This window comes from Arthrobacter sp. AOP36-F1-5 (assembly GCF_058137995.1).
In genome coordinates this window covers 300,704-324,462 of the sequence record NZ_CM176892.1, presented here as the reverse complement: position 1 = coordinate 324,462, position 23,759 = coordinate 300,704, and the positions used below count along the sequence as shown (strand labels likewise).

25 protein-coding genes are annotated in these 23,759 nt (G+C 65.7%); 14 read left to right on the top strand and 11 right to left on the bottom strand.

The features are described 5' to 3' along the window. Window positions 1-82: 82 nt before the first annotated feature. The 4 genes from AC3ZI9_RS01575 to AC3ZI9_RS01560 all read right to left on the bottom strand — a co-directional run bounded on the left by AC3ZI9_RS01575 (window position 83) and on the right by AC3ZI9_RS01560 (window position 5,482). Window positions 83-1,774 carry a dipeptide ABC transporter ATP-binding protein gene (locus AC3ZI9_RS01575; RefSeq protein WP_444554110.1) on the bottom strand — a complete coding sequence of 564 codons (1,692 nt, stop codon included), beginning with the start codon at window positions 1,772-1,774 and terminating at the stop codon, window positions 83-85. An 11-nt stretch (window positions 1,775-1,785) separates the two neighbouring features. Beyond that, window positions 1,786-2,778, bottom strand: coding sequence for an ABC transporter permease (locus tag AC3ZI9_RS01570; RefSeq protein ID WP_443383041.1), 993 nt, complete (start codon window positions 2,776-2,778; stop codon window positions 1,786-1,788). After that, a complete protein-coding gene (locus tag AC3ZI9_RS01565) occupies window positions 2,771-3,697 on the bottom strand; it encodes an ABC transporter permease (protein WP_443383038.1) in 927 nt (308 codons plus the stop codon). The genes AC3ZI9_RS01570 and AC3ZI9_RS01565 overlap by 8 nt, the downstream gene beginning before the upstream one ends. 147 nt (window positions 3,698-3,844) lie before the next feature. Next, window positions 3,845-5,482: a peptide ABC transporter substrate-binding protein gene (locus tag AC3ZI9_RS01560; RefSeq protein WP_443383035.1), complete on the bottom strand. Its 1,638-nt coding sequence runs from the start codon at window positions 5,480-5,482 to the stop codon at window positions 3,845-3,847. Between the two features lie 289 nt (window positions 5,483-5,771). Between AC3ZI9_RS01560 and AC3ZI9_RS01555 the strand changes: the two genes are divergently transcribed. Beyond that, complete coding sequence (locus tag AC3ZI9_RS01555; protein ID WP_444566386.1) at window positions 5,772-6,224, top strand: hypothetical protein; 453 nt, start codon at window positions 5,772-5,774, stop codon at window positions 6,222-6,224. A gap of 13 nt (window positions 6,225-6,237) precedes the next feature. Here AC3ZI9_RS01555 and AC3ZI9_RS01550 read toward each other — a convergent pair whose 3' ends face one another. Then, window positions 6,238-6,417 carry a hypothetical protein gene (locus tag AC3ZI9_RS01550; RefSeq protein ID WP_443383029.1) on the bottom strand — a complete coding sequence of 60 codons (180 nt, stop codon included), beginning with the start codon at window positions 6,415-6,417 and terminating at the stop codon, window positions 6,238-6,240. 44 nt (window positions 6,418-6,461) lie between these two features. On the opposite strand from AC3ZI9_RS01550, the gene AC3ZI9_RS01545 reads away from it, so the two are divergent. The 5 genes from AC3ZI9_RS01545 (at window position 6,462) to AC3ZI9_RS01525 (ending at window position 10,261) form a co-directional block, all read left to right on the top strand. After that, window positions 6,462-6,602, top strand: coding sequence for a hypothetical protein (locus AC3ZI9_RS01545; RefSeq protein WP_443383026.1), 141 nt, complete (start codon window positions 6,462-6,464; stop codon window positions 6,600-6,602). Window positions 6,603-6,882: 280 nt separating this feature from the next. After that, the gene (locus AC3ZI9_RS01540; protein WP_489923751.1) at window positions 6,883-7,629 is read left to right on the top strand and encodes a relaxase/mobilization nuclease domain-containing protein; all 747 of its coding nucleotides are present in this window, start codon (window positions 6,883-6,885) and stop codon (window positions 7,627-7,629) included. A gap of 196 nt (window positions 7,630-7,825) precedes the next feature. Continuing rightward, the gene (locus AC3ZI9_RS01535; RefSeq protein ID WP_444566388.1) at window positions 7,826-8,224 is read left to right on the top strand and encodes a helix-turn-helix domain-containing protein; all 399 of its coding nucleotides are present in this window, start codon (window positions 7,826-7,828) and stop codon (window positions 8,222-8,224) included. Between the two features lie 36 nt (window positions 8,225-8,260). After that, a complete protein-coding gene (locus AC3ZI9_RS01530; RefSeq protein ID WP_444566389.1) occupies window positions 8,261-9,367 on the top strand; it encodes a DUF3039 domain-containing protein in 1,107 nt (368 codons plus the stop codon). 582 nt (window positions 9,368-9,949) lie between these two features. After that, window positions 9,950-10,261, top strand: coding sequence for a hypothetical protein (locus tag AC3ZI9_RS01525; RefSeq protein WP_444566390.1), 312 nt, complete (start codon window positions 9,950-9,952; stop codon window positions 10,259-10,261). Here AC3ZI9_RS01525 and AC3ZI9_RS01520 read toward each other — a convergent pair. Further along, window positions 10,216-10,689 (bottom strand): DUF6326 family protein, encoded by a 474-nt coding sequence (locus AC3ZI9_RS01520; RefSeq protein WP_444566391.1) that lies wholly within the window; start codon window positions 10,687-10,689, stop codon window positions 10,216-10,218. The genes AC3ZI9_RS01525 and AC3ZI9_RS01520 overlap by 46 nt on opposite strands. A 165-nt stretch (window positions 10,690-10,854) precedes the next feature. On the opposite strand from AC3ZI9_RS01520, the gene AC3ZI9_RS01515 reads away from it, so the two are divergent. Together AC3ZI9_RS01515 and AC3ZI9_RS01510 are read left to right on the top strand one after the other, a co-directional pair. Further along, window positions 10,855-12,003: a sensor histidine kinase gene (locus AC3ZI9_RS01515; RefSeq protein ID WP_443382108.1), complete on the top strand. Its 1,149-nt coding sequence runs from the start codon at window positions 10,855-10,857 to the stop codon at window positions 12,001-12,003. Next, on the top strand, window positions 12,000-12,650 hold the full coding sequence (locus AC3ZI9_RS01510; protein ID WP_444554116.1) for a response regulator: 651 nt from the start codon (window positions 12,000-12,002) through the stop codon (window positions 12,648-12,650). Before AC3ZI9_RS01515 ends, AC3ZI9_RS01510 begins: the two co-directional genes overlap by 4 nt. A 39-nt stretch (window positions 12,651-12,689) precedes the next feature. Here the strand turns inward: AC3ZI9_RS01510 and AC3ZI9_RS01505 are convergent, their stop codons facing one another. Then, window positions 12,690-13,433, bottom strand: a complete 744-nt coding sequence (locus AC3ZI9_RS01505) for a FadR/GntR family transcriptional regulator (RefSeq protein WP_444566392.1) — start codon at window positions 13,431-13,433, stop codon at window positions 12,690-12,692. A 124-nt stretch (window positions 13,434-13,557) separates the two neighbouring features. Here AC3ZI9_RS01505 and AC3ZI9_RS01500 point away from each other — a divergent pair, with 124 nt between their 5' ends. Genes AC3ZI9_RS01500 through AC3ZI9_RS01485 form a run of 4 tightly spaced genes read left to right on the top strand, consistent with a single transcriptional unit; the run spans window position 13,558 to window position 17,438 of the window. Beyond that, window positions 13,558-14,358, top strand: coding sequence for a (Fe-S)-binding protein (locus tag AC3ZI9_RS01500; protein ID WP_444554118.1), 801 nt, complete (start codon window positions 13,558-13,560; stop codon window positions 14,356-14,358). Further along, window positions 14,355-15,866, top strand: coding sequence for a LutB/LldF family L-lactate oxidation iron-sulfur protein (locus AC3ZI9_RS01495; protein WP_444554119.1), 1,512 nt, complete (start codon window positions 14,355-14,357; stop codon window positions 15,864-15,866). Before AC3ZI9_RS01500 ends, AC3ZI9_RS01495 begins: the two co-directional genes overlap by 4 nt. Then, window positions 15,866-16,504, top strand: a complete 639-nt coding sequence (locus AC3ZI9_RS01490) for a LutC/YkgG family protein (RefSeq protein WP_443382120.1) — start codon at window positions 15,866-15,868, stop codon at window positions 16,502-16,504. The genes AC3ZI9_RS01495 and AC3ZI9_RS01490 overlap by 1 nt, the downstream gene beginning before the upstream one ends. Window positions 16,505-16,517: 13 nt before the next feature. Next, the gene (locus tag AC3ZI9_RS01485; RefSeq protein ID WP_443382098.1) at window positions 16,518-17,438 is read left to right on the top strand and encodes a macrolide 2'-phosphotransferase; all 921 of its coding nucleotides are present in this window, start codon (window positions 16,518-16,520) and stop codon (window positions 17,436-17,438) included. 22 nt (window positions 17,439-17,460) lie between these two features. Here AC3ZI9_RS01485 and AC3ZI9_RS01480 read toward each other — a convergent pair whose 3' ends face one another. Then, window positions 17,461-18,357, bottom strand: a complete 897-nt coding sequence (locus AC3ZI9_RS01480) for a hypothetical protein (RefSeq protein ID WP_443382096.1) — start codon at window positions 18,355-18,357, stop codon at window positions 17,461-17,463. Window positions 18,358-18,456: 99 nt separating this feature from the next. Further along, the gene (locus AC3ZI9_RS01475) at window positions 18,457-20,100 is read right to left on the bottom strand and encodes a sialidase family protein (protein WP_443382094.1); all 1,644 of its coding nucleotides are present in this window, start codon (window positions 20,098-20,100) and stop codon (window positions 18,457-18,459) included. Between the two features lie 113 nt (window positions 20,101-20,213). On the opposite strand from AC3ZI9_RS01475, the gene AC3ZI9_RS01470 reads away from it, so the two are divergent. Next, the gene (locus AC3ZI9_RS01470; RefSeq protein WP_443382092.1) at window positions 20,214-20,627 is read left to right on the top strand and encodes a hypothetical protein; all 414 of its coding nucleotides are present in this window, start codon (window positions 20,214-20,216) and stop codon (window positions 20,625-20,627) included. 12 nt (window positions 20,628-20,639) lie between these two features. Here the strand turns inward: AC3ZI9_RS01470 and AC3ZI9_RS01465 are convergent, their stop codons facing one another. Continuing rightward, complete coding sequence (locus tag AC3ZI9_RS01465) at window positions 20,640-21,305, bottom strand: helix-turn-helix transcriptional regulator (RefSeq protein WP_443382090.1); 666 nt, start codon at window positions 21,303-21,305, stop codon at window positions 20,640-20,642. Window positions 21,306-21,396: 91 nt separating this feature from the next. Here AC3ZI9_RS01465 and AC3ZI9_RS01460 point away from each other — a divergent pair, with 91 nt between their 5' ends. Continuing rightward, entirely contained in the window at window positions 21,397-21,822 is a 426-nt protein-coding gene (locus AC3ZI9_RS01460; RefSeq protein ID WP_443382088.1) for a hypothetical protein, read from the top strand. Window positions 21,823-21,896: 74 nt separating this feature from the next. On the opposite strand, the gene AC3ZI9_RS01455 is transcribed toward AC3ZI9_RS01460, so the two are convergent. Then, window positions 21,897-23,717 (bottom strand): gamma-glutamyltransferase family protein, encoded by a 1,821-nt coding sequence (locus AC3ZI9_RS01455; protein ID WP_443382086.1) that lies wholly within the window; start codon window positions 23,715-23,717, stop codon window positions 21,897-21,899. Between the last annotated feature and the right edge of the window lie 42 nt (window positions 23,718-23,759).

Sequence of the window (23,759 nt, the reverse complement as noted above, 5' to 3'; positions counted from 1 at the left end):
GTCCCCGGGTGGGCCCACCGACAGGTCGGCCCGCCACCCCCGTTAGGGATGGCGGGCCGGGAACTGTCGTTCTGCTGGCGGGTCAGGCCACCTCGGGAGGCAACATCAGACCGGCACCGGGGATGGCGTCGAGCAGCGACCGTGTGTACTGGGTCTGCGGGTTCTCGAAGACCTCGTCGGTGCTCCCGGTCTCCACCAGTTTCCCCTTCTCCATCACGCAGACATGGTCGGCGATCTGGCGGACGACGGCCAGGTCGTGGGTGATGAACAAATAGCTCAACCCCAGTTCGGACTGCAGATCCGCCAACAGGTTCAGCACCTGCGCCTGCACGAGCACGTCCAGCGCCGAGACGGCCTCGTCGCAGATCACCACTTCCGGGTCCAAAGCCAGCGCCCGGGCGATGGCCACGCGCTGACGCTGGCCGCCGGAGAGCTCGTTCGGGAAGCGCTGCATCATCGACGCCGGCAGGGCCACCTGCTCCAGCAGCGCCCGCACCTTCTGTTCGCGGACCTTGCCGTCACCGATCTTATGGACCCGCAACGGTTCCTCGATGGTGCGGAAGATGTTGTACATCGGATCCAGCGAGCCGAAGGGGTCCTGGAAGATCGGTTGGACCCGGCGCCTGAATTTGAACATCTCCTTGCGCGAGAGCGTGGTGATGTCCACGCCGTCGAACAGGATGCTGCCCTCCGACGCGTCCTCCAGCCCCAGCACCAGCCGGGCCACCGTAGATTTACCCGAACCGGATTCGCCGACGACGGCGGTCGTCGTGCCCCGTTTGATGCTCAGGGACACCTCGTCCACGGCCCGGAATTCCGTGGCCTTGCCGACGCCGCCGCGGATCTTGTAGTTCTTGACCAGGTCCCGGACCTCGATGACGTTGTCCGTGGCCACCGGCCGGTCGGCGGTCAGTTCCTCCGCGGATTCCTTCCCGCGTTCCTTGGCCGATTCGATCCGGCGCGAGGCCAGCGAGGGGGCCGAGGCCACCAGGCGCTGGGTGTAGGGGTGGCGCGGGTTGGTCATCAGTTCCACGGCGGGCCCGGCCTCGACGACCTGTCCCTTGTACATGACCACGACCTTATGGGCGCGTTCGGCCGCCAGCCCGAGGTCGTGGGTGATGAGCAGCACCGCGGTGCCCAGGTCGTCGGTCATGGTGTCCAGGTGGTCCAGGATCTGGCGTTGCACCGTGACGTCCAGGGCCGAGGTCGGTTCATCGGCGATGAGCAACCGCGGTCGGCAGGACAGCCCGATCGCGATCAGCGCGCGTTGGCGCATGCCACCGGAGAACTCGTGCGGGTACTGGTTGGCCCGCTCCTCCGCCCGCGGCAGACCGGCTTCGGAGAGGACCTTGGCCACATCCTTCTTCTGATGCGGTAGTCCATTGGCCGCCAGCGTCTCCTTGACCTGGAAGCCGATCTGCCAGACCGGGTTCAGGTTCGACATCGGGTCCTGGGGGACCATGCCGATGGAGGAACCGCGCAGCTCGACCCGACGCTTCTCCGAGGCGTTGGTGATGTCCTCACCGTCGAAGAGCAGGGTCCCGCCGGCGATACGGCCATTGGCGGGCAGCAAACCGATCGCCGCCAGGGCGGTGGTCGACTTGCCCGAGCCGGATTCCCCGACGATCGCCACGGTTTCCCCGGGCAGGATGGTCAGGTTGGCTTGACGGACCGCCTCGACCTCGCCGTTTCCCGTTTTGAAGCTGATGGCCAGATCGCGCAGTTCCAGCAGCGGACGCGGCCTCGAGGCTTCGTCAAAGGTTTCGTTGTTCATGGTTTCACCGTTCATCGTTTGCGCGCCTTCGGGTCCAGGGCGTCCTGCAGCGCGTCGCCGAGCATGATGAAGCTCAACACCGTCAACGACAGCGCCAGGGCCGGCCAGAACAAGGCCATCGGATTCGAGCGCAGCGAGCTCTTGGCCGAGAAGATGTCATTGCCCCAGGACATGACGTCCGGCGGCAACCCGATACCCAGGTAGGACAGCGTGGACTCGGCCACGATGAAGATGCCCAGGGTGATGGTCGCGATCACGATGACCGGGGCCAACGAGTTCGGGATGACGTGGCGGATCAGCGCACCGGCCCGGCTCACACCCAATGAGCGGGCCGCGATGACGAAGTCCGCGTCGCGCACCTCGATCACTGCGGCCCGGGTGATGCGGGCGATCTGCGGCCAGCCGAAGGCCGAGAGGATCAGCACGATGGTCCAGACGTTGCGGTTCTCCTGGAAGAACGGGATCTGCACCACGACGATGGCGCCCAGGATCAGCGGCAGGGCGAAGAAGATGTCGCCCAGGCGGGCCAGCACGGCGTCGACCCAGCCACCGAAGAAGCCGGAGATCGCCCCGATGGTGCCGCCGAAGATCACGATGGCGATCGTGGCGAACAACCCGATGGTCAGCGAGGACTGGGTCCCGTACATCACCCGGGCCAGGATGTCGCAGCCCTGCTGGGTGAAGCCCAGCGGGTGCCCGGGGACGGCACCGCCGTCGGAGTTGGCCAGTTGGCAGTTCGCATTGGGTTGTTCGTTGGTGAACAGCCCCGGGAACAGGGCCACGAAGACCACCGAGACGATCAGGATCGCACTGATGATGAACAGTGGCTGGGTGCGCAGGTTCCGCCACGCCTCGAGCCACAGGGAGACCGGTGCCGCGTCGGAGACGGAACTGTCGGTGGCCTGCAACGGGGTTTCGTCGGGGTCGGCCACGAAGTGTTCGATCGGGTACTTGGAAATCTTGGCACCGCGGACGGTGGGACGGTTTTGGGTGTTCTCAGGCATATCGGATCCTCGGGTCCAGCCACGCGTACAGCAGGTCCACCAGCAGGTTGGCCAGGACGAAGACCACAATCAGTACGGTGACGATCGAAACGACAACGGGGGCCTCCCCGTTCAGCACGGCGCGGTACAAGGTGTTGCCCACGCCGTTGACGTTGAAGATTCCCTCGGTGACGATGGCTCCACCCATCAGGGCGCCCAGGTCGGCACCCAGGAACGTCACCACCGGAATCATGGAGTTGCGCAGCACGTGGACCGTCACCACGCGGCGACGGCTCAGCCCCTTGGCGGTGGCCGTGCGCACATAGTCGGCGCTGGCGTTCTCGATGACCGCGGTGCGGGTCAGCCGCAACACGTAGGCGAAGGACACCAGCCCCAACACGAGGGCCGGGAGGATCAGTTCGGTGAAACTCGCGTCACCGCTGACCGTCGGATTGGCCCATTCGAGTTTGACGCCCACCACGAACTGCATCAGGAAGCCCAGCACGAAGATCGGCACGGCGATGACCAGCAGCGAGAAGACCAGTACGGTCGAGTCGAAGAACTTGCCCTTCTTCAGCCCCGCGAACAGGCCGATGGCGATGCCGAAGACGGCTTCGAACGCCAATGCCATGAGGGCCAGACGAGCGGTGGTGGGGAAGACGCGGGCCAGGATGTCGGTGATCGGCTGGCCAGCGAAGTTGGTGCCCAGATCAAAGGTGAAGATGCCCTTGAGGTACAGGAGGTACTGGATCCAGAAGGGCTGGTCCAGGTTGTACTGCTCGCGCAGTGAAGCTTCGACCGCAGGGGTGCAGCCCTTTTCGCCGCAGATGGCGGCGGTGGCGTCCCCGGGGAGGCTGAAGACAAGGAAGTAGATCAGCAGCGTCGCGCCCAGGAAGACCGGGATCAGCTGCAACAGTCGGCGGAGGAGGAATCTGCCCATCAGCGGTGGGCCTTTCGTGCTGAAGACGCCCGATCGGGGCGTAGGGAGTTTGACATGCTTTTTACCTTTTGGGTGAGGCAGGAATGCGGGGCCCGCCCCCGTGATACGAAAGCGGGCCCCGCGTGTGACTGAGGGGTGTGGTGTCCCCTACTTGCCGGTGATGGCGTAGTACAGCGGCACGCCGTTCCAGCCGAACTCGACGTTCTCCACGTTGTCGCTCCAGCCGCCCTGGGCCACCTGGTACCACAGCGGGATGGCCGGCAGGTCATCCAGGAGCATCTCCTGGGCCTCGTTCATCGCCTTGGAACCGTCCTCGACGTTGTCGGCGGACAGGCCCTTGGTGATGGCGTCGTCGAACTTCTTGTTCTCGTAGACGGCGTCGTTGGAGCCGGCACCCGTGGTGTAGATCGGGCCCAGGAAGTTGGCCAGCGACGGGTAGTCGGCCTGCCAACCGGAGCGGATGGCACCGGTCAGCTTCTGCGCGGTCGCATCCGTGCGGACCTCCTTGAAGGTGGCGTACGGCTTGCCGGCGACCTTGATGTCGAGGTTGTTCTTGATGTTGTTCACCACGGCCTCGACCCAGGTCTTGTGGTCGCCCTTATCGGCGTTGTACGCAATGGTCAGCTTCTCCGACTTGTCGTACGGCTCGATCTTCTCGGCCTTGGCCCACAGTTCCTTGGCCTTTTCGGGATCGTAGGCCAGGTTCTCGCTGCCCGGGATCGAATCCGAGTAGCCATCGAGCACCGGTGCGGTGAATTCCTTCGCCGGGGTGCGGCCACCGTTGAAGATCACGTCGGTGATCTCCTCGCGGTTGATGGCCATGGAGATGGCCTGGCGGCGCAGCTTACCGGCTTCGCCGTCCCAGTTGTCCAGGTAGTACGGGATGGCAATCGTCTGGTTGCCGGCGTACGGGGACTCGATGGAGCGGTCGCCCAGGTCGTTCTTGAAGTTCTTGATATCCGAGGTCGGGATGGTCTTGAGGACATCCAGGTTGTCGGAGATCAGGTCCTGGTAGGCGGTGGTGTCGTTCTGGTAGATCTTGAACGTCACGCCGCCGTTCTTCGGCTTCTGCGGGCCTTCGTAGTCCTCGTTGGGGACCAGCTTGATCTGGGTCTCGTGCTCCCAGGCGCCGTCGCCGTCGAACTTATACGGGCCGTTGCCGACCGGGTTCTCGCCGTACTTCTTCGGGTCCTTCAGCGCCTCTTCCGGCATCGGGTAGAACGCGCTGTATCCCAGACGCAGCGGGAAGTCGGATTCGGGCTGCTTGAGCTTGACCGTGAAGGTGGTGTCGTCCACGACCTTCAGACCGGAGAGCTCATCGACCTTCGAGCCCTCGGCGCTGGCTTCGTCGTAGCCTTCGATGCTCTCGAAGAAGTATCCGCTGAGCTGGGCGTTCTTCGCGGCGGCACCGTAGTTCCAGGCGTCGACGAAGGACGCGGCCGTGACCGGGTCACCGTTGGTGAACTTCTGGTCGGCCTTGAGCTTGATGGTGTAGTTCTGCGAATCGTCGGTGTCGATCGACTCGGCCATCTCGTTCTGCGGCTTGCCATCGGCGTCGTAGCTGATCAAGCCGGCGAAGATGAGGTCCAGGACGGCCCCGCCGCCGACCTCATTGGTGTTCGTGGGGATCAACGGGTTCTGCGGCTCGGCGCCATCAACGACGATGACCCGGCTCGTGTCTCCTCCACCGTCGGCGGCGTTGTCTCCTCCGCCACCGCAGGCGCTCAGGCTCAACGCAACTGCTGCTGCGACGCCGAGGATTTTTGAAGTGCGCGAATAACGCATTCTTGCTCCTTGTGATGCCGGACGGCGGGGAGGATTACCCATGACACCGCTTCGGCTACTGGTCGGTATTTTCAAGCCCTCATCGTGTTGTGAAGCACTTGTTAACAAGTAGCCTAAGGCATATGGACCACTCACTGTGACCCCAATCATCGTCCCGGGTGTTTCAGCACACCCGACGGCCCCGGGCCCGCCCAGCCGCGGCGGCCCCGGGCCCGACGGCTGACAGAGTGGTCGCGGCCCCGTAGGCTCGGATCCACCGGCGTCCCGGCCGCCGGGGAAAGGATCCGTCATGACCGAGAACCACAGCACCGAGGATCGAGACCGCCCCGCACCGGAACACCGGGTCCCCGAGGGAGTCGACGACGCGACCGTGGAGGCGCTGGGCAAGCTCTCCGAGGCGCTGGAAATGGTCGAGGACGCCCGCGGAAGCCTCTACAACTTCCACCGCAAGACCGGAGTTGCCGATCTGGCCCTCGGGGAGGCGGTGGAGATGCTCCGTTCCGCCGGCCACGGGGCCGTGGCCGCCCGCCTGGAGGAGGAACTGGTGGGGCGCAACGTCGTCGAGGGACGCTGGACGTTCCAGATCATCGAGGACTACGACGACGGCTACTACACCGAATTCCGCCGCCAGGAAGCTGCGGCCCGCCACGAACTCGCCGAGGGCAAAAGGCATCTGCACGAGGCCAGGATGAAGGAGGAGCGCCGGACCCACGGCAAACGCCATCACGAGGCCCGGCCCTGAGTAGTCCGGCGACTCAGCTCCTGCCGCGGGCCGGCCGCCTGCTGACCAGCCCCACTTGGGGCACCGCCCCGTCGGACCGGATCACATCGGCGAAAACTGCGTGCGCCGAACGGTTGGCGGGGGCGGTGGCCGACTCCACGCCCTCGGGCCCCACGGGCAGGAGCACGAAGAAGCCGGGCACCCAATCCAGCATGCGGGGGAAGTCCTCCGAACCAACCGACTGGCGGGGATCCGAAGATGGCTCTCGGGACCGAACAGCTCCTCGATGACGCCATGCACGGCAGCGGTCTCGGTCAGGTCGTTGACGTTGACCGGGTGCTGCGGGCTGTACTCCACCGCCACATCCACGCCATAGGCCTCGGCAACACCGTGGAGTAACCGGGGCACTGCGGCGCGGAGTCTGTCGTTGGCCCGGACCGAATATGAACCGACGATGGCTTCGAAGCGGGCCCACTCCAAGATGACGTTGCTCCCGGTGCCGTCGCGGGGATGACGGCAAGGAGGTTGCGCGGTTGCGTGCTGACCTGGGCCGGATGGGGTCGAACTTGAACCAGCCGACGCGCGCGGTGAATTCCGGCCAGGTTCTTGCCCATGGTGAGCTGCTGGAGACGGTGGAGGCCACGCGCCAGGAGTTGGCCCGTCTGCGGGGTGAGCTGGCGTGATCGCGAAGATCACCCGGGGCAAGAACCCCGGGGACATCGGGGCCTACCTGCATGGTCCGGGGAAGGCGAACGAGCACGTCCATCCGGCCAACGGGAAGCTGGTTCCTGGCGGGGTGGTGATCGCCTCGAACATCGGCGTGGAAGGACACCTGGACCCGTCCCAGTGGGCCGGCGAGCTGCGCAAGGCCATGCATAGCCGGCCGGAGATCAGGAACCCGGTCTGGCATGCCTCGCTACGCAACACCGCGACGGATCCGATCCTGACAGATGATGCGTGGGCGGATATGGGCCAGTCCTTCGCCGAGGACATGGGCTTTGCCGATCATCCCTGGGTGATGGTCCGCCACGGTTCTGACCATGTGCATGTGGTGGTTTCCCGGGTCAGTGACTTGGGGGAGGTCTGGCATGGGCGAAACGACCGCCGTGCCGCGCAGAGTGCCTGCACCCGCCTGGAACAAGAACACGGCCTGGAGCAGGCCCCGAGGCGTCGTGTCCAGAAAAAGGTTTCAGTGGGGGCAGAACGAGAACAGTTCAAGGACAAAGCCCAGAAGGTGGAGGCAGGCCGGGCGGTAAAGGAACGTGAACGCCTCCAGCTGGCGAAGGCCATGGCGGAGAGCCGCCGACTACAAAAGGAAAGTTTTCCCTTCGCTCCCAATCCCAGGGCTCCGGAGCGTACGCCGGTTGCCAACCCTCGGAACACAACACATCGCCAGTATGGGCGGGATGAAGGCATCGAAAGATGAATGAGGCGTAATTGTTGAATGTCTAGATGGTTCGCATTTAGCTATTAGATGATCTGGCTTGACGCGCGTGGTCCGCGCGGGTGACACTTATGACACATAGGAGCTGATGCCCTACGAGCTAAATCTTTAAAAGAAAAAGAACCAAAGACGAAGCCAGAATCTAAACAGTGCTTAATCGCAGCAAGGTGACCCCCTCATGACCAGCGTATTGTCCTTCTCTGCCGTGCCTGAATCTGAAATTGATGCCCTGAGTCAGCTGCGTCAGTCTCTTCCGGAGAAATCGGAACTGGGTATGGCTCTGGAAAAGATGAGCGAGGGTTTACGCAGCGGAGCTGGAATTACCGTTGCGCGCGACAACGACGAAGTCACTCCTTCCAGGGCGGCTTCTATGTTGGGTATTAGCCGGACCCACCTGTACAAGATCCTGGATGCTGGTTTGATTCCGTCTCATGTTGTTGGTGCGCGGGACCGCCGGATGTACATGGTCGATGTTCAGGAGTACCTGGCTCAGACGATGAAGCTGCGTGCGGGCGATGCGGTTTCCATCGCCAAGCGGGAACAGTACGAGGACGATATTCTCGACTCCATGGAGTAGCTGAAATGGTGTCTGACCCGGCGCTAAGCTGTGGAGATGGTGCTGAATCGGCGTGTGACTCTTAGATGCTTAACAGATGACCTTGATTCCGGCTGGGAAAATGCAGACCACTATCGAGCGGTCAAGGATCTTCGCCGGCTGGCAAATCAATGCTTGGCACATGAAGCTAAGAAATCACTAGTTGCCCGGAGTCTCCGAAATATCCCTCGGCTGAATACTCTCGCGCATCCGCTTCTTCGCCACTTTGAGGGCTCCTTTGGCGCGGGATACGACGCTACAAGCAGCGAAAGTATTTCTGGCCTGACTAAGCCGCATTGGTGGAAGCAAAAAACTCAACAGTGGAGGGGCGCCGCTACCGACCATTCGATGGTGGGCGAGGATTTAGTCTGGTTATGCGCTGCGGGTATACGTCGAGCTGGCGATAAAAGTGATTTCTACACCAAGTTCATGCGGGATGTTGAACGAACTGGCCCAAAACCATATTTGCCGGCAGAAGAGGACTCTCTGTTGGGTGAAATTGACGAAAAGATCACTGCCCAAGATGCCTGGAGAACGCAGATTCACTCCAGTGCTTTGGCCCTTCTTGCAGAAGTTCGGGAAGACCCCGGAGAGACGCGTAGTTTCCAATTTCACGCAGCGTCGAGAAAATCTATTTCTGCGGGATCCAGCGAAAAACCAATCGGTGAAATCTGTCTTGCCGTAGACGCGGTGAATATGGAGGGGACAGAGCTATGCGAAGTCTTCCTAGTGGCCAAGGTTCTTGATAGTTCGCAACTTCTACAGGTCGATGTAGCTTGCCAGTATGCTCGTGCGGCTCTGCAAAGTGATGCCGAAGAATGGAAGGCAACTCCTTACACAGAGAACGCATTTGCGTTCTCTGCCCTCATAGATCCGGCTGCATTGGTGCACGCAGCGGCACTTGTGCGAGAGGGAGAGCTTCCCGAGGAGTCTCGACCCGAGGGACTGCGCATAGGGCTTCGTGCACATTATGCGCGGAAACACGGAATCGTAGATGCCCGAGTGGATGGGTCACCGGTTTTGAGCCTTTGTGGGTACGTGTTCGTCCCGACAGCTAACCACGAAAGTTTGGAAACCTGCGCCGAATGCTCACAACGCCACAACCAGTTAAAGCCTGGGAACTAGCAGAACCTTTTAACAGCGATTTTTAACACGAATCAACACACGATAATGTCCGCTATGTGTTGCGGTTCTTTTGCGTTTTGCGAGATTTTTGCCGCATCCACTATGGCGTGCTCTAATCGTCCGGGGGTCTGGACTCTGCTTCCCCTGAGAAGCGTCTGTAGGAAATCTGGATATCCATAAATCGTGTTATCGGAAGATCTGATTGAACAGATTTCTGATGATGCTTAATGCTGATTACCAGTGATTCTGATATTCAGGAAGCCTAATTTATCCACACGATAATTTCGGTTATCGAGTGGAAGTGACGTCAGCCCTCGGTACCGTCGGCCCAACTTCAAGCAAGGCAGGCCGTTATGCCGTCTTGATCGCCAAATGGGCGCTATCCCTGCCGGCGGAGCACACCCGTCTCACCTATGGGCACGGCCTCCCCTTCTGGAGTGTCTGAACCGCTCCGCGCTGGACCTGCTGGGGGTGGGCCGCATCCACGTCGAGGCCTACTGCGTTAGATGCGGTTCTATTTTCGAGCCCTCGACCCATGACGCATAGCCAAGCCCGATCTTCTCCTGGATCGGCAAGGCGTCCATGTCCCCGAGCAACAGCACTGCGGACACCGAGGTGGTGCGGGCCCCCGTGGAGATCTCGAAGCGCGCTCCGTCGAGCCAAGTCCAGGACCTTTTGCTGTGTGCCGGGAAGATCGAGCCCGACGTGGGGGTCATGGTAAAGCCGGTGACGCAGATCGGTGGTCCCGGGGTGGAATGCGCGGACGTCGACCAGCAGGTCGACGGTGGGGTCCGTGCGGGATCCGGCAGCCATGAGGCCCTCCCCCCTCGTGGCGCCGTGGCCCTGGCTCAGGTGGCTGGTTTTGCGCTGGAACCGGCCAACGGCAGCGTCTGACGGGAACGGTGCCGCCAGGTCCACGCGGTCCGCATGATCATCAGCAGAAGAACCAGCTCGACGGCGCTACCGAGAAGGTAGTAGATCCACCTCTCGCTCAGGGCCGTCACCACGATGGTGACGAAGTAGAGCACACCGATGACGATGTTGGCGGTCAGATTCACCCTGGCCCGGGCCAGAAGCGACACCACGATCATGAGGCTGGGAACCAGGATGTAGGCGGTCGCCAACGCCAGGAAGGTCTGGTTGATCGCCACGCCCGTGCCGGAGACCTGGCCGGCGAGCGCGCCCTGGACGATGTCGGCCCTCCAGAATCCGAAGAGATCGACATAGGCGAAGACGAACAGGACGCTGGTCCACAGGCCGCCAAGCACGATCCTTTCGTCGAGTCGGGGGTCCGAACGGTCCGTCGTTGGATTCCTACGCATCACGGTTTCACTTTCATCGAGGGTGGGCACTGGTTCCTGGCTTCCAGTGTGGGTCCGGCACCCCCGGCACCACACCGGTCCGCAGGCCTGGATCGACCTGGCCCATCGGCCGGGCGGGGGCTGGTCCTTCGGCCGTTCCGTTGCCGGCACCGCTCTTCTATGCTGATGACCATGTGGAGTGTCGCCCGGTCGCTGTGGGTCGAGCCACCCGTCAGGGGTGCGTCGGCCGGTATCCGCTGGCACGACGGCGTCCTGGCTGCGGTCGTGGCCGTGGCGGTGGGCCTCGAGGCGGCCGTCCGGCCCGACTCCGCGTGGCTCATCGTACCGATGGGACTGCTCGTGACGGTGGCGGTGTTGATCCGGCGAGCGCATGCTCTGGCCGCCGTCGTTCTTGCGTTCGGGATGTTCATCCTCGTGGATCTGGGCGCCCTCGTCTCCGGCACCGGCCCGGTGGTGCTCCATGGCGGGGCCGCCGTGCTCCTGCTGGTCCATTCCCTCTTCCGGCGGGCCGCCAGACGGGACGTGGCCCTGGGCGCCGGGGTGATCGTGATCGGACTCCTGCTCAGCATCCTGACGGACTTCAGCGGGCCGGCGGATGCGATCGGGGGGACGGCGGTCCTGGTGTCAGCCGCCGCCGTGGGAACGGCCGGCCGCTATCGGGTTCTCGTCCGGGGTCAGTTGATCGAGCACACGAGGCTCCAGGAGCGGGAGCAACTGGCCAGGGATCTCCACGACACGGTCGCCCATCATGTCTCCGCCATGGCCATTCAAGCCCAAGCAGGTCTGGTCCTGGCTCGTTCCACCTCGCCGGGCGGCGCCGTTGACGCGCTGGAAGTCATCGAGCGGGAGGCCGCCACCACGCTGGAGGAAATGCGGGCCATGGTGGGCACGCTGCGCGGCACCGGCGATCGGGAAGCGGCCGGTCCAACGAGCCAGCTGGCCGATCTGAAGAACCTGGCCTCCCCGGGAACCGGCCTTCCGCGGGTCGAGGTCCGGCTGCGGGGCGAGCTGGCAGGCCTGCCTGCGGGCGTGCAGACTTCCTTGTACCGCGTGGCACAAGAGGCCGTCACGAACGCCCGGCGGCATGCACGCCACGCCACCTTGATCGATGTCACCGTCGTGGGCGGTGGCACCGAGGTGAGGCTCAGCGTCATGGACGACGGGGCAGCCACCACCGGTGGGGTCCCCGGCTATGGGCTGATCGGCATGGCCGAGCGGGTCCGGTTGCTCGGGGGGACGTTCCATGCCGGACCGGGAACCGGACACGGCTGGCTGGTCACCGCGGTCCTCCCCCGCCCGGGGGCCTCATCATGACCTTGCGGGTACTCATCGCCGATGATCAAAGCATCATCCGGGCCGGGCTGACCACGATCCTGGACCACCAGCCCGGCCTGAACGTCATCGGCCAGGCTGCCGACGGGAGGGAGGCCGTGGACATGGCCCTGCGCCTGCGCCCCGATGTCTGTTTGCTGGATATCCGGATGCCGAACCTCGATGGCATCGAAGCAACCCGCCTGTTGGCCGGGCCCGGCGTGGAGAACCCCTTGGCCGTCGTCGTGATCACCACCTTCGACACCGACGAACATGTCTACGGGGCGCTGAAGGCGGGCGCGCGGGGGTTCCTCCTCAAGGGCGCCTCCCCCGAAGAACTGGTCCGGGCCGTCCAGGCCGCCGTCCGGGGCGGGGCGCTCATCGATCCCGGGGTGACGGCCCGACTCCTGGCCGACTTCACCCGTCGCATCCCGACCCGCCCTGCCCAGCCCCTCGATCCGCTCACCACCCGTGAGGAAGCGGTGCTGCTCAGCGTGGCCGCAGGGCGGACCAACGCGGAAATCGGCCAGGACCTCCACATCGCCATAAGCACCGTGAAGTTCCACCTCGGCAGTCTCATGGCCAAACTCCAGGCACGGAATCGGGTCGAGTTGGCCATCTGGGCCTACGAGACCGGGCGCATGGAGTGAACCGTCGAGGCCCTGTCGAACGCGTTCCGCACCGCAGGGTCAGTCCCCCTGGGTCTCCGTTGATTCCTGGTGGAACCATTCGATGTGTTCGCGCAGCAACCGGGCGGCCTCGGCCCCGTGGCCGGCGGATACGGCCGCCAGAATGCCATGGTGCTGGGCCCGCAGGACCTCGGCGATGGGTTCCCAGGCGGCGTCGCTGCGCACCGATTCGCGCACGTAGTCGCCGATGGACAGCCGCAGGGACTCCATCATGGCCTCGATCACGGCGTTACCGGCCAGCCCGGAGAGCAGCACGTGGAAGCGGGCATCCATGGCATGGAAGCCGGCACGGTCCAGCTGCGGATCGTCCATGGCGTCCAGCAGCTCCCGTGCCGCGGCCAGGAGGCGATCGGAGCGTTCGGGGTCGGCTTGGAGGTCCGCGGTGTTCGCGGCCCAGGTCTCCAACAGGATGCGGGTCTGGACGATCTCCTCGACACTGAGCCGGGCCGAGGCGACGTGCATCCGCAAGGCGGTGGCGATCCCGGTGGCCGGTTCGGAAATCACCACGGCCCCGGCGCCGGGCCCGGATCCGGTGGCGGTGCGCACCACGCCCATGACGTCCAGGATCCGGATGGCGTCACGGACCGAGGCCCGGGAGATGCCATGTGTTTCGGCCAGCAGCCGTTCGCCGGGCAGTTGGTCCCCGACCTTCAGCTGCCCATGACGCAGCTGGTCCTCGATGGCGTCAAGGACGGTCTGGTAGGCCTTCGGTGCCGGAGCTCCGGCCTGGTTCTCGGTGGTCACCCGTCCATCCTTCCATGGTCCGACCACCCTCGGCGCGGGTGCTGGACGGAGGGGAGCAGTAACCCTATAGTGGTCTGACCACATAGCCCATGGCTCGCTCGACGACGCCACCGGAAGGCCCTGAATGAAAATCGCCCTATTTGCCACCTGCATCGTCGATGGCATGTACCCGAGCACCGCCCGGGCCACCGTCTCGATCCTGGAACGGCTCGGGCACGAAGTCGTGTTCCCGACCGGCCAGGCCTGCTGCGGTCAGATGCACATCAACTCCGGCTACTTCGCCGAGGCCGTGCCGGTCATCGCCAATCACGTCGAGGCCTTCGACACCCCCGACTACGACGTCGCCGTGGCCCCTTCGGCCTCCTGCGTCGCCTCGGTGAAGCACCAGCACCCGATGATCGCCGAACGGGCCGGCGATGCCGGGCTCAAGAGCCGGGCCGAGTCGGTGGGGACGCGCACCTACGAGCTCTCCCAACTGCTCACCGACGTCCTGGGCATCACCGACGCCGCCGCAGAACTGGGCAGCTGGTTCCCGACCTCGGTGACCTACCATCCCTCCTGCCACGGGATGCGGCTGTTGCGCCTGCAGGACCGCCAACTGGATCTGCTGCGCACCGTCGAGGGCATCACGGTGGCCGATCTGCCCGAGGCCGACCAGTGCTGCGGCTTCGGCGGGACGTTCTCGATGAAGAACGCCGAGGTCTCCTCGGCCATGCTCGAGGACAAGGCGGAGAACATCACCTCCACCGGCGCCTCGCTGTGCACCGGGGGCGACGCCTCCTGCCTGCTGCATATCGGCGGTGGGCTCTCCCGCTCCGGCGCCGCGGCGGGCACCCTGCACTTCGCCGAGATCCTCGCCAGCACCCGGGAGAACCCGTATGACGCCGGGACCGGGCACGGCGCGAAGGCGAAGGTGGCCCGATGAGCGCCGTCTTCGTCGGCATGCCGTCCCTGCCCGCCTACGGGATCGGGAACCTGCATGCCACCGAGTCCTTCCCCGACGCAGCCCACCACGAGCTGGCCAACGACCAAATGCGCACCAACCTGCGCCATGCCACCCACTCCATCCGCGATAAGCGGCTGAAGGTCGTCGGGGAGCTGCCCGACTGGGAGGACCTGCGCTCCGCCGGATCGGCGACGAAGGAAGCGGCCATGGCCGACCTTCCGGCCCTGCTGGAACAGTTCGAGGCGAACTTCACCGCCCGCGGCGGGATCATCCACTGGGCCCGGGACGCCGAGGAGGCCAACCGGATCGTCGCCTCCCTCGTCCGTGAGCAGGACACCGAGGAGGTCGTGAAGGTCAAGTCGATGGCCACCGAGGAGATCGGTCTGAACGACCACCTCGCGGCCGAGGGGATCGAGGCCTTCGAAACCGATCTGGCCGAACTGATCGTCCAGCTCGGCCACGACAAGCCCAGCCACATCCTGGTCCCGGCCATCCACAAGAACCGCTCCGAGGTCCGCGAGATCTTCCTGCGCGAAATGCCCGATGTCGACCCGGAGCTGACCGATGACCCGCGCCAGCTGGCCATGGCCGCCCGGGCCCACCTGCGGCGCAAGTTCCTCTCGGCCAAGGTCGCCATCTCCGGGGCCAACTTCGCGCTGGCCGATACCGGCACCCTGGGCGTCGTCGAATCCGAAGGCAATGGCCGGATGTGCCTGACGCTGCCACAAACGCTGATCACCGTGATGGGCATCGAGAAGCTGCTGCCCCAGGCCGACGACCTCGAGGTCTTCATGCAGCTGCTCCCCCGCTCCTCCACCGGGGAACGGATGAACCCGTACACCTCCTTCTGGACCGGGGTCACCGAGGACGACGGACCACAGAACGTGCACCTGGTGATGGTGGACAACGGGCGCACCGCCGCCCTGTCGGATCGGTACGGACGTTCGGCGTTGCACTGCATCCGGTGCTCGGCCTGCATGAACGTCTGCCCGGTCTACGAACGCACCGGCGGCCACGCCTACGGCTCGACCTACCCGGGACCGATCGGGGCGATCCTCTCCCCGCTGATGACCGGCATCAAGGCGGAGGAGAATAATTCCCTGCCCTATGCCTCCAGCCTGTGCGGGGCCTGCTTCGACGCCTGCCCGGTGAAGATCAACATCCCCGAGATCCTGGTGCACCTGCGCGGCGAGGACGTCGACTCCCGGCGCGGAAAACCCCGGATGCCCTCGGAAATGGACCTGATGATGAAGGGCGCCCAATGGGCGTTCTCCTCCGGGACGCACCTGAACCTGTTGGAGAAGGCCCTGCCCTTGGGCCGGTTGGCTGCCGGACGGGATAAGAAGATCAAACGTCTTCCCGGCCGCCTGGCCGGCGGGTGGACCGCCTCCCGTGACATCCCGGCGCCACCGAAGAAGTCCTTCCGCGACTGGTGGGCCTCCGAGCACGACGCCGGGGACACCGGCACCACGAAGGACGGAAAATGATGGGCGCCCGCGAAGAGATCCTCGAACGCATCACCTCGGCCCTGGCCGACGAACCCGCGATCCCCGAGGTCCCGCGCACCTACCGCCGGTCCGCCGATCTATCGGAACAGGACATCGAGGAGATGCTGGTCGAACGTCTCGAGGACTATAAGGCCCACGTCGACGTCGTGACTGCGGCAGGACTCCCGGGGACCATCGCCACCCTGCTGAAGGAGGCCTCCGGGTACGTGGTCCCCCACGGGCTGCCCGAGGCCTGGTTCGACGTTGACGATCTGCGCGTCGATGACCGGCGGATCACCGATGCCCCGGGCCACCGGTTGAGCGTGCCCGAACTCGACGCGCTCTCCTCCGTGGTCACCTCCTCGACGGTCTCCATCGCCGAATCGGCCACGATCGTATTGGACGGCTCTCCCGACCAGGGGCGGCGGGCGATCAGCCTGGTACCGGATCAGCATGTGTGCATCGTCCCGGCGTCGTCCATCGTCCAGATCCTGCCCGAGGCCATGTCGCGGCTGGAGATCACCCGGCCGTTGACCTGGATCTCCGGCCCCAGCGCCACCAGCGATATCGAGCTCGAACGGGTGGAAGGGGTTCACGGGCCCCGGCGTCTGGACGTCGTCATCGTCACCGACCTCTGAGACAATGCCATCCATGAGCACCGACCTGCCGGAAACCCCCGAAGCCGTCCGCGCCCTGGCCGCCCGCCACGATCTGGACCTGGCCGAAGAGGGCATCACGTTCAACGAATCGGGGCTGGACTACCGGGTCGCGTTCGGCCACGAGGACTCCGAGGTGGCCCAGCAGTGGGTGCTACGGATCCCGCGCCGCGACGAGGTCTCCGCCACGCTCGGCGAGGAACGGGCGATCCTTGATTTCGTGCGCCCCCGGCTGTCGGTGGCCGTCCCCGACTGGCGGATCAGCACCGCCGAACTCATCGCCTATCCGTTGTTGCCCGGTTTCCCCGGGCTGACCCTGGACGGCGCCGGTGAGCCGCTGTGGAACTTCGACACCGAATCAGAGGCCTACGCCGATTCCCTGGCCCGGGTCATCGCCGAACTGCACACCCTGGACACGGACCGGGCCCAAACAGCAGGCGTTCCGCATGAGGACCCCGAGCAGGTCAGAGCCCGCTGGCGGGCGGACCTGGAGCGGGTGCGGGCCGAGTTCGAGGTCTCCGACGACCTGGTCGGCGGTTGGGAGGCCTGGCTGGCCGATGACGGATTATGGCCACGGTCCACCGTGTTCACCCACGGGGAGCTCTACCCGGCCCATCTGCTGCTCGATGAGCATGAGCAGATCGTTTCGGTGCTGGACTGGACCACGGCGAAGGTCAGCGATCCGGTGGTCGATTTCGCGTTCCACTGCATGATCTCCAGTGCCGATATCTTCGAGCGGACCGTGGCCCGCTATACCGAGCTCACCGGGCGGGAGGAGCCCCGGCTGGCCGAACGCTGCGCCTCGTTGTTGGCGGCCAGCCCACTAAGTCATGCGCTCTACGCACTGGCCACCGGGCTGGAGGAGCATCGGGCCGCCGCAGCCAGCATGCTCAACCCGCAGGCCCCGGACCACTAACCGCAGGAGAAGGTGCCGGCGCCTATTCGTCTGTGGTGTGGGGCAGCGAAGCCACGACCTCGGCGTATGGGAACGACAGGACGGCGCCGGCGGCGAGGGAGTAGGTCACCCCGCCGGCGGTATCGTCGATGAGGACCGCCAGGACGCCTTGTTCGCCGGAGAGCTGCGGTTTCTTCTGGTCGACGACCGTGCTGAAGATCTCATCAGCCGTGAAGTCGCCGGCGTGGGTGCTGTCCAGGACGCCACCGGGGGGAACGGCCATCGCCGGGAACTCGGCCTCATAGGTGCCGGTGACGTAGCTTTTGCCGCCCGCATGGTTGACCATCATCGCCTCGGAGAAGTCGATGGTCAGCTTGCTGTCCCCCGATCCCGCGGTCATGCGGTTGGCTGCGGACACCGTGGTATCCCCGGGGGCCCTGCCGACCGATTCGGGGGTCACGACCATGCTGACGTCGGTGGATTTTCCGTCGGCATCGATCGCCTGCCCGGTCAGCGTGAAGGGTGCCCCGTCATACCCTTCGGAGGCCTTGACCACGACCGCCTCTTCCGGGGCGAACTTCGGTTCTTCGCCGTCCCGGCAAGGCTCTGCTTCCTCGCAAAGCCGCGGCAGCTCGGCCACGCCGGGGGTGGCGATCTCCAGTCCCTTCGGCACCTCCTGCCCGGCGTCGAACTCCAGTCGTTCATGATCCTCCACGGCCGCCCCGCCGGCGAGTTCCGCCGGGTTGAACAGGACCGGGACGCCGGCATACATGGCCCCGAGGTCGGCGTCGTATTCCAGCCCCTGCTGGGCCGCCGCTGCCGTGGAGGTGGCAGCCGACGATCCGGTCGATGAGGTGCAGCCGCTCAGCCCGGCAGCGGCGAGGAGCGTCACCGCGGCGCAGACCGCGATCCTTGGCCCCACTGCGTTTTGACCGATCATGGTGCCTCTCCCCACGGTGCCAGTGGTCCGGCCCGGCGACCTCGCGACGGGCGTTTCCGGCCACGCTACAGCACTCGAAGAGACGTCCACTCGGCTGGTCTATATTGTCGTCCGACCGTTACTGCCCACCGGTTCCCCGGTTCCGGTCTTCGTGTCCAGGGTGAAGGTCTGCTCGAAGTACTCCCCTCCGGCGGCGACCGCACAGTGCACGACGACGGCTCCGGCTGCCAGATCTGCTGCGCTCACCGTCTGGGTCGGGGTGAAATACAGTGTCTCGGCGCCCGGCTCGAGTTCAACCGGCGGGAAGTCGCCGGCCACCTCCCCATCGAAGGTCCCGGAGAGTTCGGCCGTCACCGTTTCATCCCGAAGGTTCCTGAACCGCCCGGTGAAGGCGAGGAGGTCCCCGACCTTCACCCCGGAGGCCGGGGGCCCGTAGTTGGCGATCTGGGCCTCGCGGGTGCCCAGGATCTGCCCCTCCTCCGCGTAGCCGTGCCCGATTTCCTTCCAGGTGTGCACACCCCACTGCCCCGCTTCCGCCGGGATCGAATGCGTGGCCCCGACCGTGACCCATTCGGTGGGCCGCCCGGGGGTGATGGAGCGCAGCACCCAGGTCAGCGCTCCGCCGTCGTCCTCGGTGAAGGTCGCCGCCGCGGCGGCGAGTGCCTCATCACCCAACTGGTCGGCGTCGATGCGGGTGAACACCAGCTCGGTGTACCCGCAGCGTTCGTAGAAGACCCCGAGTGAGCCGTCGGCCAGCACGGCGGCCGTGGAATAGGCCGAGCTTCCTAAGCAGAGGGTGCGCACCGGCACCCAGCTGGCCCCGGCGTCGTAGGAGGCACTGAGCACGGTCTGACGCCGCAGTGCGGTGTCCCGGTTATTGGTCGCCAGCAGGACGGACCCTCCGTCTGCGGTGGTGCGCAGGCGCAGGATGGATCCGTTGTCCCCCGGATCGGGGAGGGTGGGGATCGGTTCCAGGGCCGTGTAGCTGTGGCCGCCGTCGTGCGAGAGGGCTCCCCGGCGGGCCCCGGGCGCCCGTGAGTTCAGCAGCACGGTGCCGTCGGGCAGGCAGAGGGTCTTGTTTTCATTCGCTTCCCCCGGGGCGGGCTCACCCAGGGTCCAGGTGTCTCCGTGGTCGTCGGAGTAGGCGCTGGCGGCGCGGATGAAGCCGTTGAACAGCAGGACCATCTGTTGGATGAGTCGGCCGGCATAGGGGCCGGCGTCGAGTTGGATCCCGTTCCCGGCGGCGGCGAAGATCCCGGTCACGCCCTCGCGCTTGAGTTCCCCGGTCAGCCGCCGGTGGGACCAGGTGGCCCCGTCGTCGTCCGAGATGGACAGATCCACGTGCTGGACGTCGTCGTCCGGTTCGAGTCCTTCGACGGCTTCGAAGAACCCGGCATGGGTGCCGGCGGCATGGAAGCAGAAGATGCGTCCGGTCTGCCGGTCCACGAGCAGGCTGGGATCACCGTATCCGGTCAGGCCTTCCCCGGTGCGGATCAGCTGTTGTGGTCCCCACGTCGTACCGTGGTCGAAGCTGCGGCGCACGAGCAGGTCGATGGTGTTGGGTAGGTCATCGAGATTGGGTCGGCCGTCATAGGCGGCCAGTACCGTTCCCGAGGTACTCACGGCGAGCGCGGGGATCCGGTACTGCCGGTAGCCGCCGTGGCCCCGGGCCGCCAGGACGTGTTCGGTGGGCTCGTGCGTGGGCGTGGTGGACGGGTCGGCGCGGGGATCAGGAGGAAGCACATCCCAGCTCTACACGGTGTGCCGGGCAACGGCCAATGATGACCTCCCCTGGGATACGGTGGGCAAAACAAAAACCATCGGGGGGACGCGTGCCAGTCAGGATCAGAACCATCATGCCGCTCATTGCGGTCGGCGCCCTGCTGACCGGCTGCGGCGCGGGGGCCACGGCACCTGGAAGTTCGGCGCCCCCGGAATCCGCCGCCGCATCCTCCCCATCCGTGGTTTCGGAGGACTGTTCGGCGTTGCAGGACCGATTCGCCGCCGGCGATCTCCCGCAGGAATTCTACGACGGCGTGGATCAGGGCGTGCGGGTCGTGGAGACCACCAGCGGGACGATCCTCCAGGACGGCCCGCTCACCTCGGAGGCCGCCCAGGATCCCGATGCCTCCCCGTCCGCCGCCGAATACCCGGACCGGGTGGAGCCGGACCCCGACTGGCCGAAGGATTCCGTGGTCTTCATCGATCCCGCCAGCGGCGACGTCGTGAAGGCCATCGATGTCCCCGATGAACTGACGTGCGCCCCGTAGACCTGCCGGGCGCTACTCCGCAGCCAATCTGACGCAGCATCCGCAGGGCGCGCTGGGTTCCACCCGTTCGGTGCGCCGATCCGATTCCAGCGTCTCCAAGGCCCCGCAGATCAGCTCCTGGTTGATTCCGCACACCGTGTCGGTATGCCGGTTGGCCAGGGAGTGAAACGGACAGTTGGTCAGATCCGTGGTCCCGTCTTGACGATCCTCTGGCCGGTAGCCGTTCGCGGCGAGAAAAGCCTGCACATCCGCTTGGCCGGCCGCCAGGCGGCGCCCCGCCGCGCGCGCGGCTTCGGGCAGGTGCTCGTCCAACGACCGGCCGTCGGCACGGGAGGCGTCGATCGCCTCGGCCATGATGTCGGCGGCGACGGTATATTCGCGCTGCGGGACACTGGCGGACACCTCAGTCCGGGTCGCCCGGTAGACCTTGGAGGGCCTGCCGGAACCGGGGCCCGTGGCCCCATTCAACCGACGGAATTCCACCGTGAGCAGCCCCTGTTCGGCGAGCCGATCCAATTGGAAGGCCGCAGCATGGCGGGCCAAGCCCAGTTCCCGGGCGACCTCGTCGCGCCCCACTGATTCCCGGCTGCGCGACACCAACTCGTAAATCGAAGCGCGTAGGGGGTCCGCGACGGTGGCGATGTCCTGCAGGGAACGATGGCGCGATACGGGTCTCATGACGTCAGTCTACTTCTAAAACGAATATGTATTGATTTAGAGTACCGACGGTTCTAATGTGAGTTATCTCTACTTTAGAAAGGTTCCCGTCATGACCACCCATCTCGCCCCGGAGGGCACCCGGCAACACAGCCGTGCCACGCATCAGGCCTTCCTCCTGCTGCGGACCATCTTCACCATCGCGCCGATCATCTTCGGTATCGACAAGTTCACCAACGTGCTCACCGATTGGACGCATTACCTGGCCCCCATCGCCACCGACATCGTCCCGGTCAGCCCGGAGGTCTTCATGTACGGGGTCGGCATCGTGGAGATCGCCGCAGGCATTCTGGTCGCACTGCGGCCACGCATCGGTTCGCTGGTCATCGTCGCCTGGCTGGCCGGCATCATCGTGAACCTCCTGCTGCTCCCCGGGTTCTTCGATGTGGGGCTGCGGGACTTCGGCCTTCTGGTGGCCGCCTTGGCGCTAAACCGCCTGGCCAGTAGCGAGGCCGTGGCCCATCCGAGGAAGGCATAACGCCGAAACCAGCGCGGGACCCGGCTCCACGGCGGGAACCGCGCTGGACGCGGTCCGGCACCCACACCTGCCCATCAGCGTCCTGCGGCGTAGCCCTGGGCCCCACGGGGATTCGCTGCCGCCGCGAGTTGACCTGTCGCTGGATCCCGGACGACGACGGACAGCCGTCCCAGCGCCCAGTCACCGGCCCGGGTCACCACATGGCCACGGGCTTCAAGCCCGGCGATCACCGCTTCGCCCAGCCGGTCCTCCACCACGGCCCCACCCGGAGCCCAGGTCCGCGGCCAAAAAGAACCGGGAATTGAGGTGGTGTGCAGCGCCGGGGCGTCGATCGCCTGCTGCGGGGTGTACCCACCGACGATGGTGCGCAATAGGTAGAGCAGCTGCCACTGATCCTGCTGGTCCCCTCCCGGCGAGCCCACTGCCGCCACCGGCTGACCGCCCTTGAAGACCAGGGTGGGGGTCAACGTGGTGCGCGGGCGTTTCCCGGGAGACAGGGTGGACGGAGAGCCTGCCTGTAGCCAGGTCATTTGCAGCCGGGTGCCCAGGCAGAATCCCAGCGCGGGGACGTTCGGCGAGGATTGCAGCCAGCCACCCGAGGGGGTAGCCGACACCATGTTCCCCCACCGGTCCACCACATCCAGATGACAGGTGTCCCCTCGGGTTTCCCCGCTGGGGCGGACCGTCGGTTCCCCGACGCCGGCGAAACCGGTCTTGGCGCCGTCGGCCCGGGCCGGGGACGGTTCCTCGGTGCGTAGGTCGGGCCGAAACGGCGTGTGCCCGGGGACGGTTCCCGGTCGGAAGTCATGGCTGGCCCGTTCGGTGATCAAGCCGCGGCGTTCGGCAGCATAGTCGGCACCCAGCAGGTACTCCAGCGGGACATCGGTGTCCCCGAAATAGGCTTCCCGGTCGGCCATCGCCAGCTTCAGGGCCTCCAGGATGGTGTGGGCGCCGAGTTCGGTGGACGGGTCCAGGTAGTCGTCGTCGTACCCCTCGAGGATGGCCAGGGCCAACAGCAGTGCCGGGCCCTGCCCCCAGGGTCCGGTCTTGGCGATGGTGTGTCCGCGAAAGACGACGGTGGCCGCCGGTTCGTAGCCGGCCCGGAACCCGTCGACGTCGGCGGCCGTCATCACCGCGGCATGGTCGGTCCCGGAGGAATGCCGGTGGGGTGTCGCGAGGAAGGCCTCCGCCTCGGTGCCGACGGTATGCGCCCAGAGCCCACGGGCGGCATCGATTCCAGCGGCCCGGCCGCCGTCCGCTGCGGTAGTTGTCGCCGTCCGTGCCAGGGATCCGAGCAGCTGCGCATACGTCGGGTTGTAGAGCATCGACCCTTCGGCCGGCGGCTCCCCCTCCGGGAGCCACTGCCGGGCCGAGCTGGGCCAATGGTCGGTGAACAGGTCGGCGACCGTGGCGATGGTGTCGCACACGCGCGGCAGGATCCGGTGCCCGTCCCGGGCCTGGTCGATGGCATAGGCCAGCACGTCGGCCAGGTTCCAGCTGCCGTGGTCACGCAGCAGCAGCAACCAGGCGTCCACCGCCCCGGGGACCGCCGCCGCCAGGGCCCCGGCCCCGGGCACCAGATCCAGGCCTTCGGCACGGTAATGCTCCACGGTGGCCGCCGCCGGTGCCGGCCCCTGGCCCATCAGCACGACGGGCTCGCCCGGGCGTTCAGCAGTGGCGAAGAGCGCGGTCATATCGCCGCCGGGGCCGTTCAAATGCGGTTCGACGACGTGGAGCACGAAGCCGGCGGCCACGGCGGCATCGAAGGCGTTGCCCCCGCGTTCGAGGACCGATTGGGCGCAGGCGGTGGCCAGCCAGTGGGTGGAGGCGCTCATGCCGAAGCTGCCGTACAGGGTCGGGCGGGTGGTGAAGGATTCCGGTGCGGTGTAGGTCACACCCCTACTGTAGGTTCCCGCAGCTGGAGGGAGGCCCCCGGT

Coding starts and splice junctions, on each gene's coding strand:
- AC3ZI9_RS01575 (WP_444554110.1), bottom strand. CDS start 1,774: ATGAACAACGAAACCTTTGACGAAGCCTCGAGGCCGCGTCCGCTGCTG.
- AC3ZI9_RS01570 (WP_443383041.1), bottom strand. CDS start 2,778: ATGCCTGAGAACACCCAAAACCGTCCCACCGTCCGCGGTGCCAAGATT.
- AC3ZI9_RS01565 (WP_443383038.1), bottom strand. CDS start 3,697: ATGGGCAGATTCCTCCTCCGCCGACTGTTGCAGCTGATCCCGGTCTTC.
- AC3ZI9_RS01560 (WP_443383035.1), bottom strand. CDS start 5,482: ATGCGTTATTCGCGCACTTCAAAAATCCTCGGCGTCGCAGCAGCAGTT.
- AC3ZI9_RS01555 (WP_444566386.1), top strand. CDS start 5,772: ATGACCGAGAACCACAGCACCGAGGATCGAGACCGCCCCGCACCGGAA.
- AC3ZI9_RS01550 (WP_443383029.1), bottom strand. CDS start 6,417: ATGCTGGATTGGGTGCCCGGCTTCTTCGTGCTCCTGCCCGTGGGGCCC.
- AC3ZI9_RS01545 (WP_443383026.1), top strand. CDS start 6,462: ATGGCTCTCGGGACCGAACAGCTCCTCGATGACGCCATGCACGGCAGC.
- AC3ZI9_RS01535 (WP_444566388.1), top strand. CDS start 7,826: ATGACCAGCGTATTGTCCTTCTCTGCCGTGCCTGAATCTGAAATTGAT.
- AC3ZI9_RS01530 (WP_444566389.1), top strand. CDS start 8,261: ATGGTGCTGAATCGGCGTGTGACTCTTAGATGCTTAACAGATGACCTT.
- AC3ZI9_RS01525 (WP_444566390.1), top strand. CDS start 9,950: ATGTCCCCGAGCAACAGCACTGCGGACACCGAGGTGGTGCGGGCCCCC.
- AC3ZI9_RS01520 (WP_444566391.1), bottom strand. CDS start 10,689: ATGCGTAGGAATCCAACGACGGACCGTTCGGACCCCCGACTCGACGAA.
- AC3ZI9_RS01515 (WP_443382108.1), top strand. CDS start 10,855: ATGACCATGTGGAGTGTCGCCCGGTCGCTGTGGGTCGAGCCACCCGTC.
- AC3ZI9_RS01510 (WP_444554116.1), top strand. CDS start 12,000: ATGACCTTGCGGGTACTCATCGCCGATGATCAAAGCATCATCCGGGCC.
- AC3ZI9_RS01500 (WP_444554118.1), top strand. CDS start 13,558: ATGAAAATCGCCCTATTTGCCACCTGCATCGTCGATGGCATGTACCCG.
- AC3ZI9_RS01495 (WP_444554119.1), top strand. CDS start 14,355: ATGAGCGCCGTCTTCGTCGGCATGCCGTCCCTGCCCGCCTACGGGATC.
- AC3ZI9_RS01490 (WP_443382120.1), top strand. CDS start 15,866: ATGGGCGCCCGCGAAGAGATCCTCGAACGCATCACCTCGGCCCTGGCC.
- AC3ZI9_RS01485 (WP_443382098.1), top strand. CDS start 16,518: ATGAGCACCGACCTGCCGGAAACCCCCGAAGCCGTCCGCGCCCTGGCC.
- AC3ZI9_RS01480 (WP_443382096.1), bottom strand. CDS start 18,357: ATGATCGGTCAAAACGCAGTGGGGCCAAGGATCGCGGTCTGCGCCGCG.
- AC3ZI9_RS01470 (WP_443382092.1), top strand. CDS start 20,214: ATGCCGCTCATTGCGGTCGGCGCCCTGCTGACCGGCTGCGGCGCGGGG.
- AC3ZI9_RS01465 (WP_443382090.1), bottom strand. CDS start 21,305: ATGAGACCCGTATCGCGCCATCGTTCCCTGCAGGACATCGCCACCGTC.
- AC3ZI9_RS01460 (WP_443382088.1), top strand. CDS start 21,397: ATGACCACCCATCTCGCCCCGGAGGGCACCCGGCAACACAGCCGTGCC.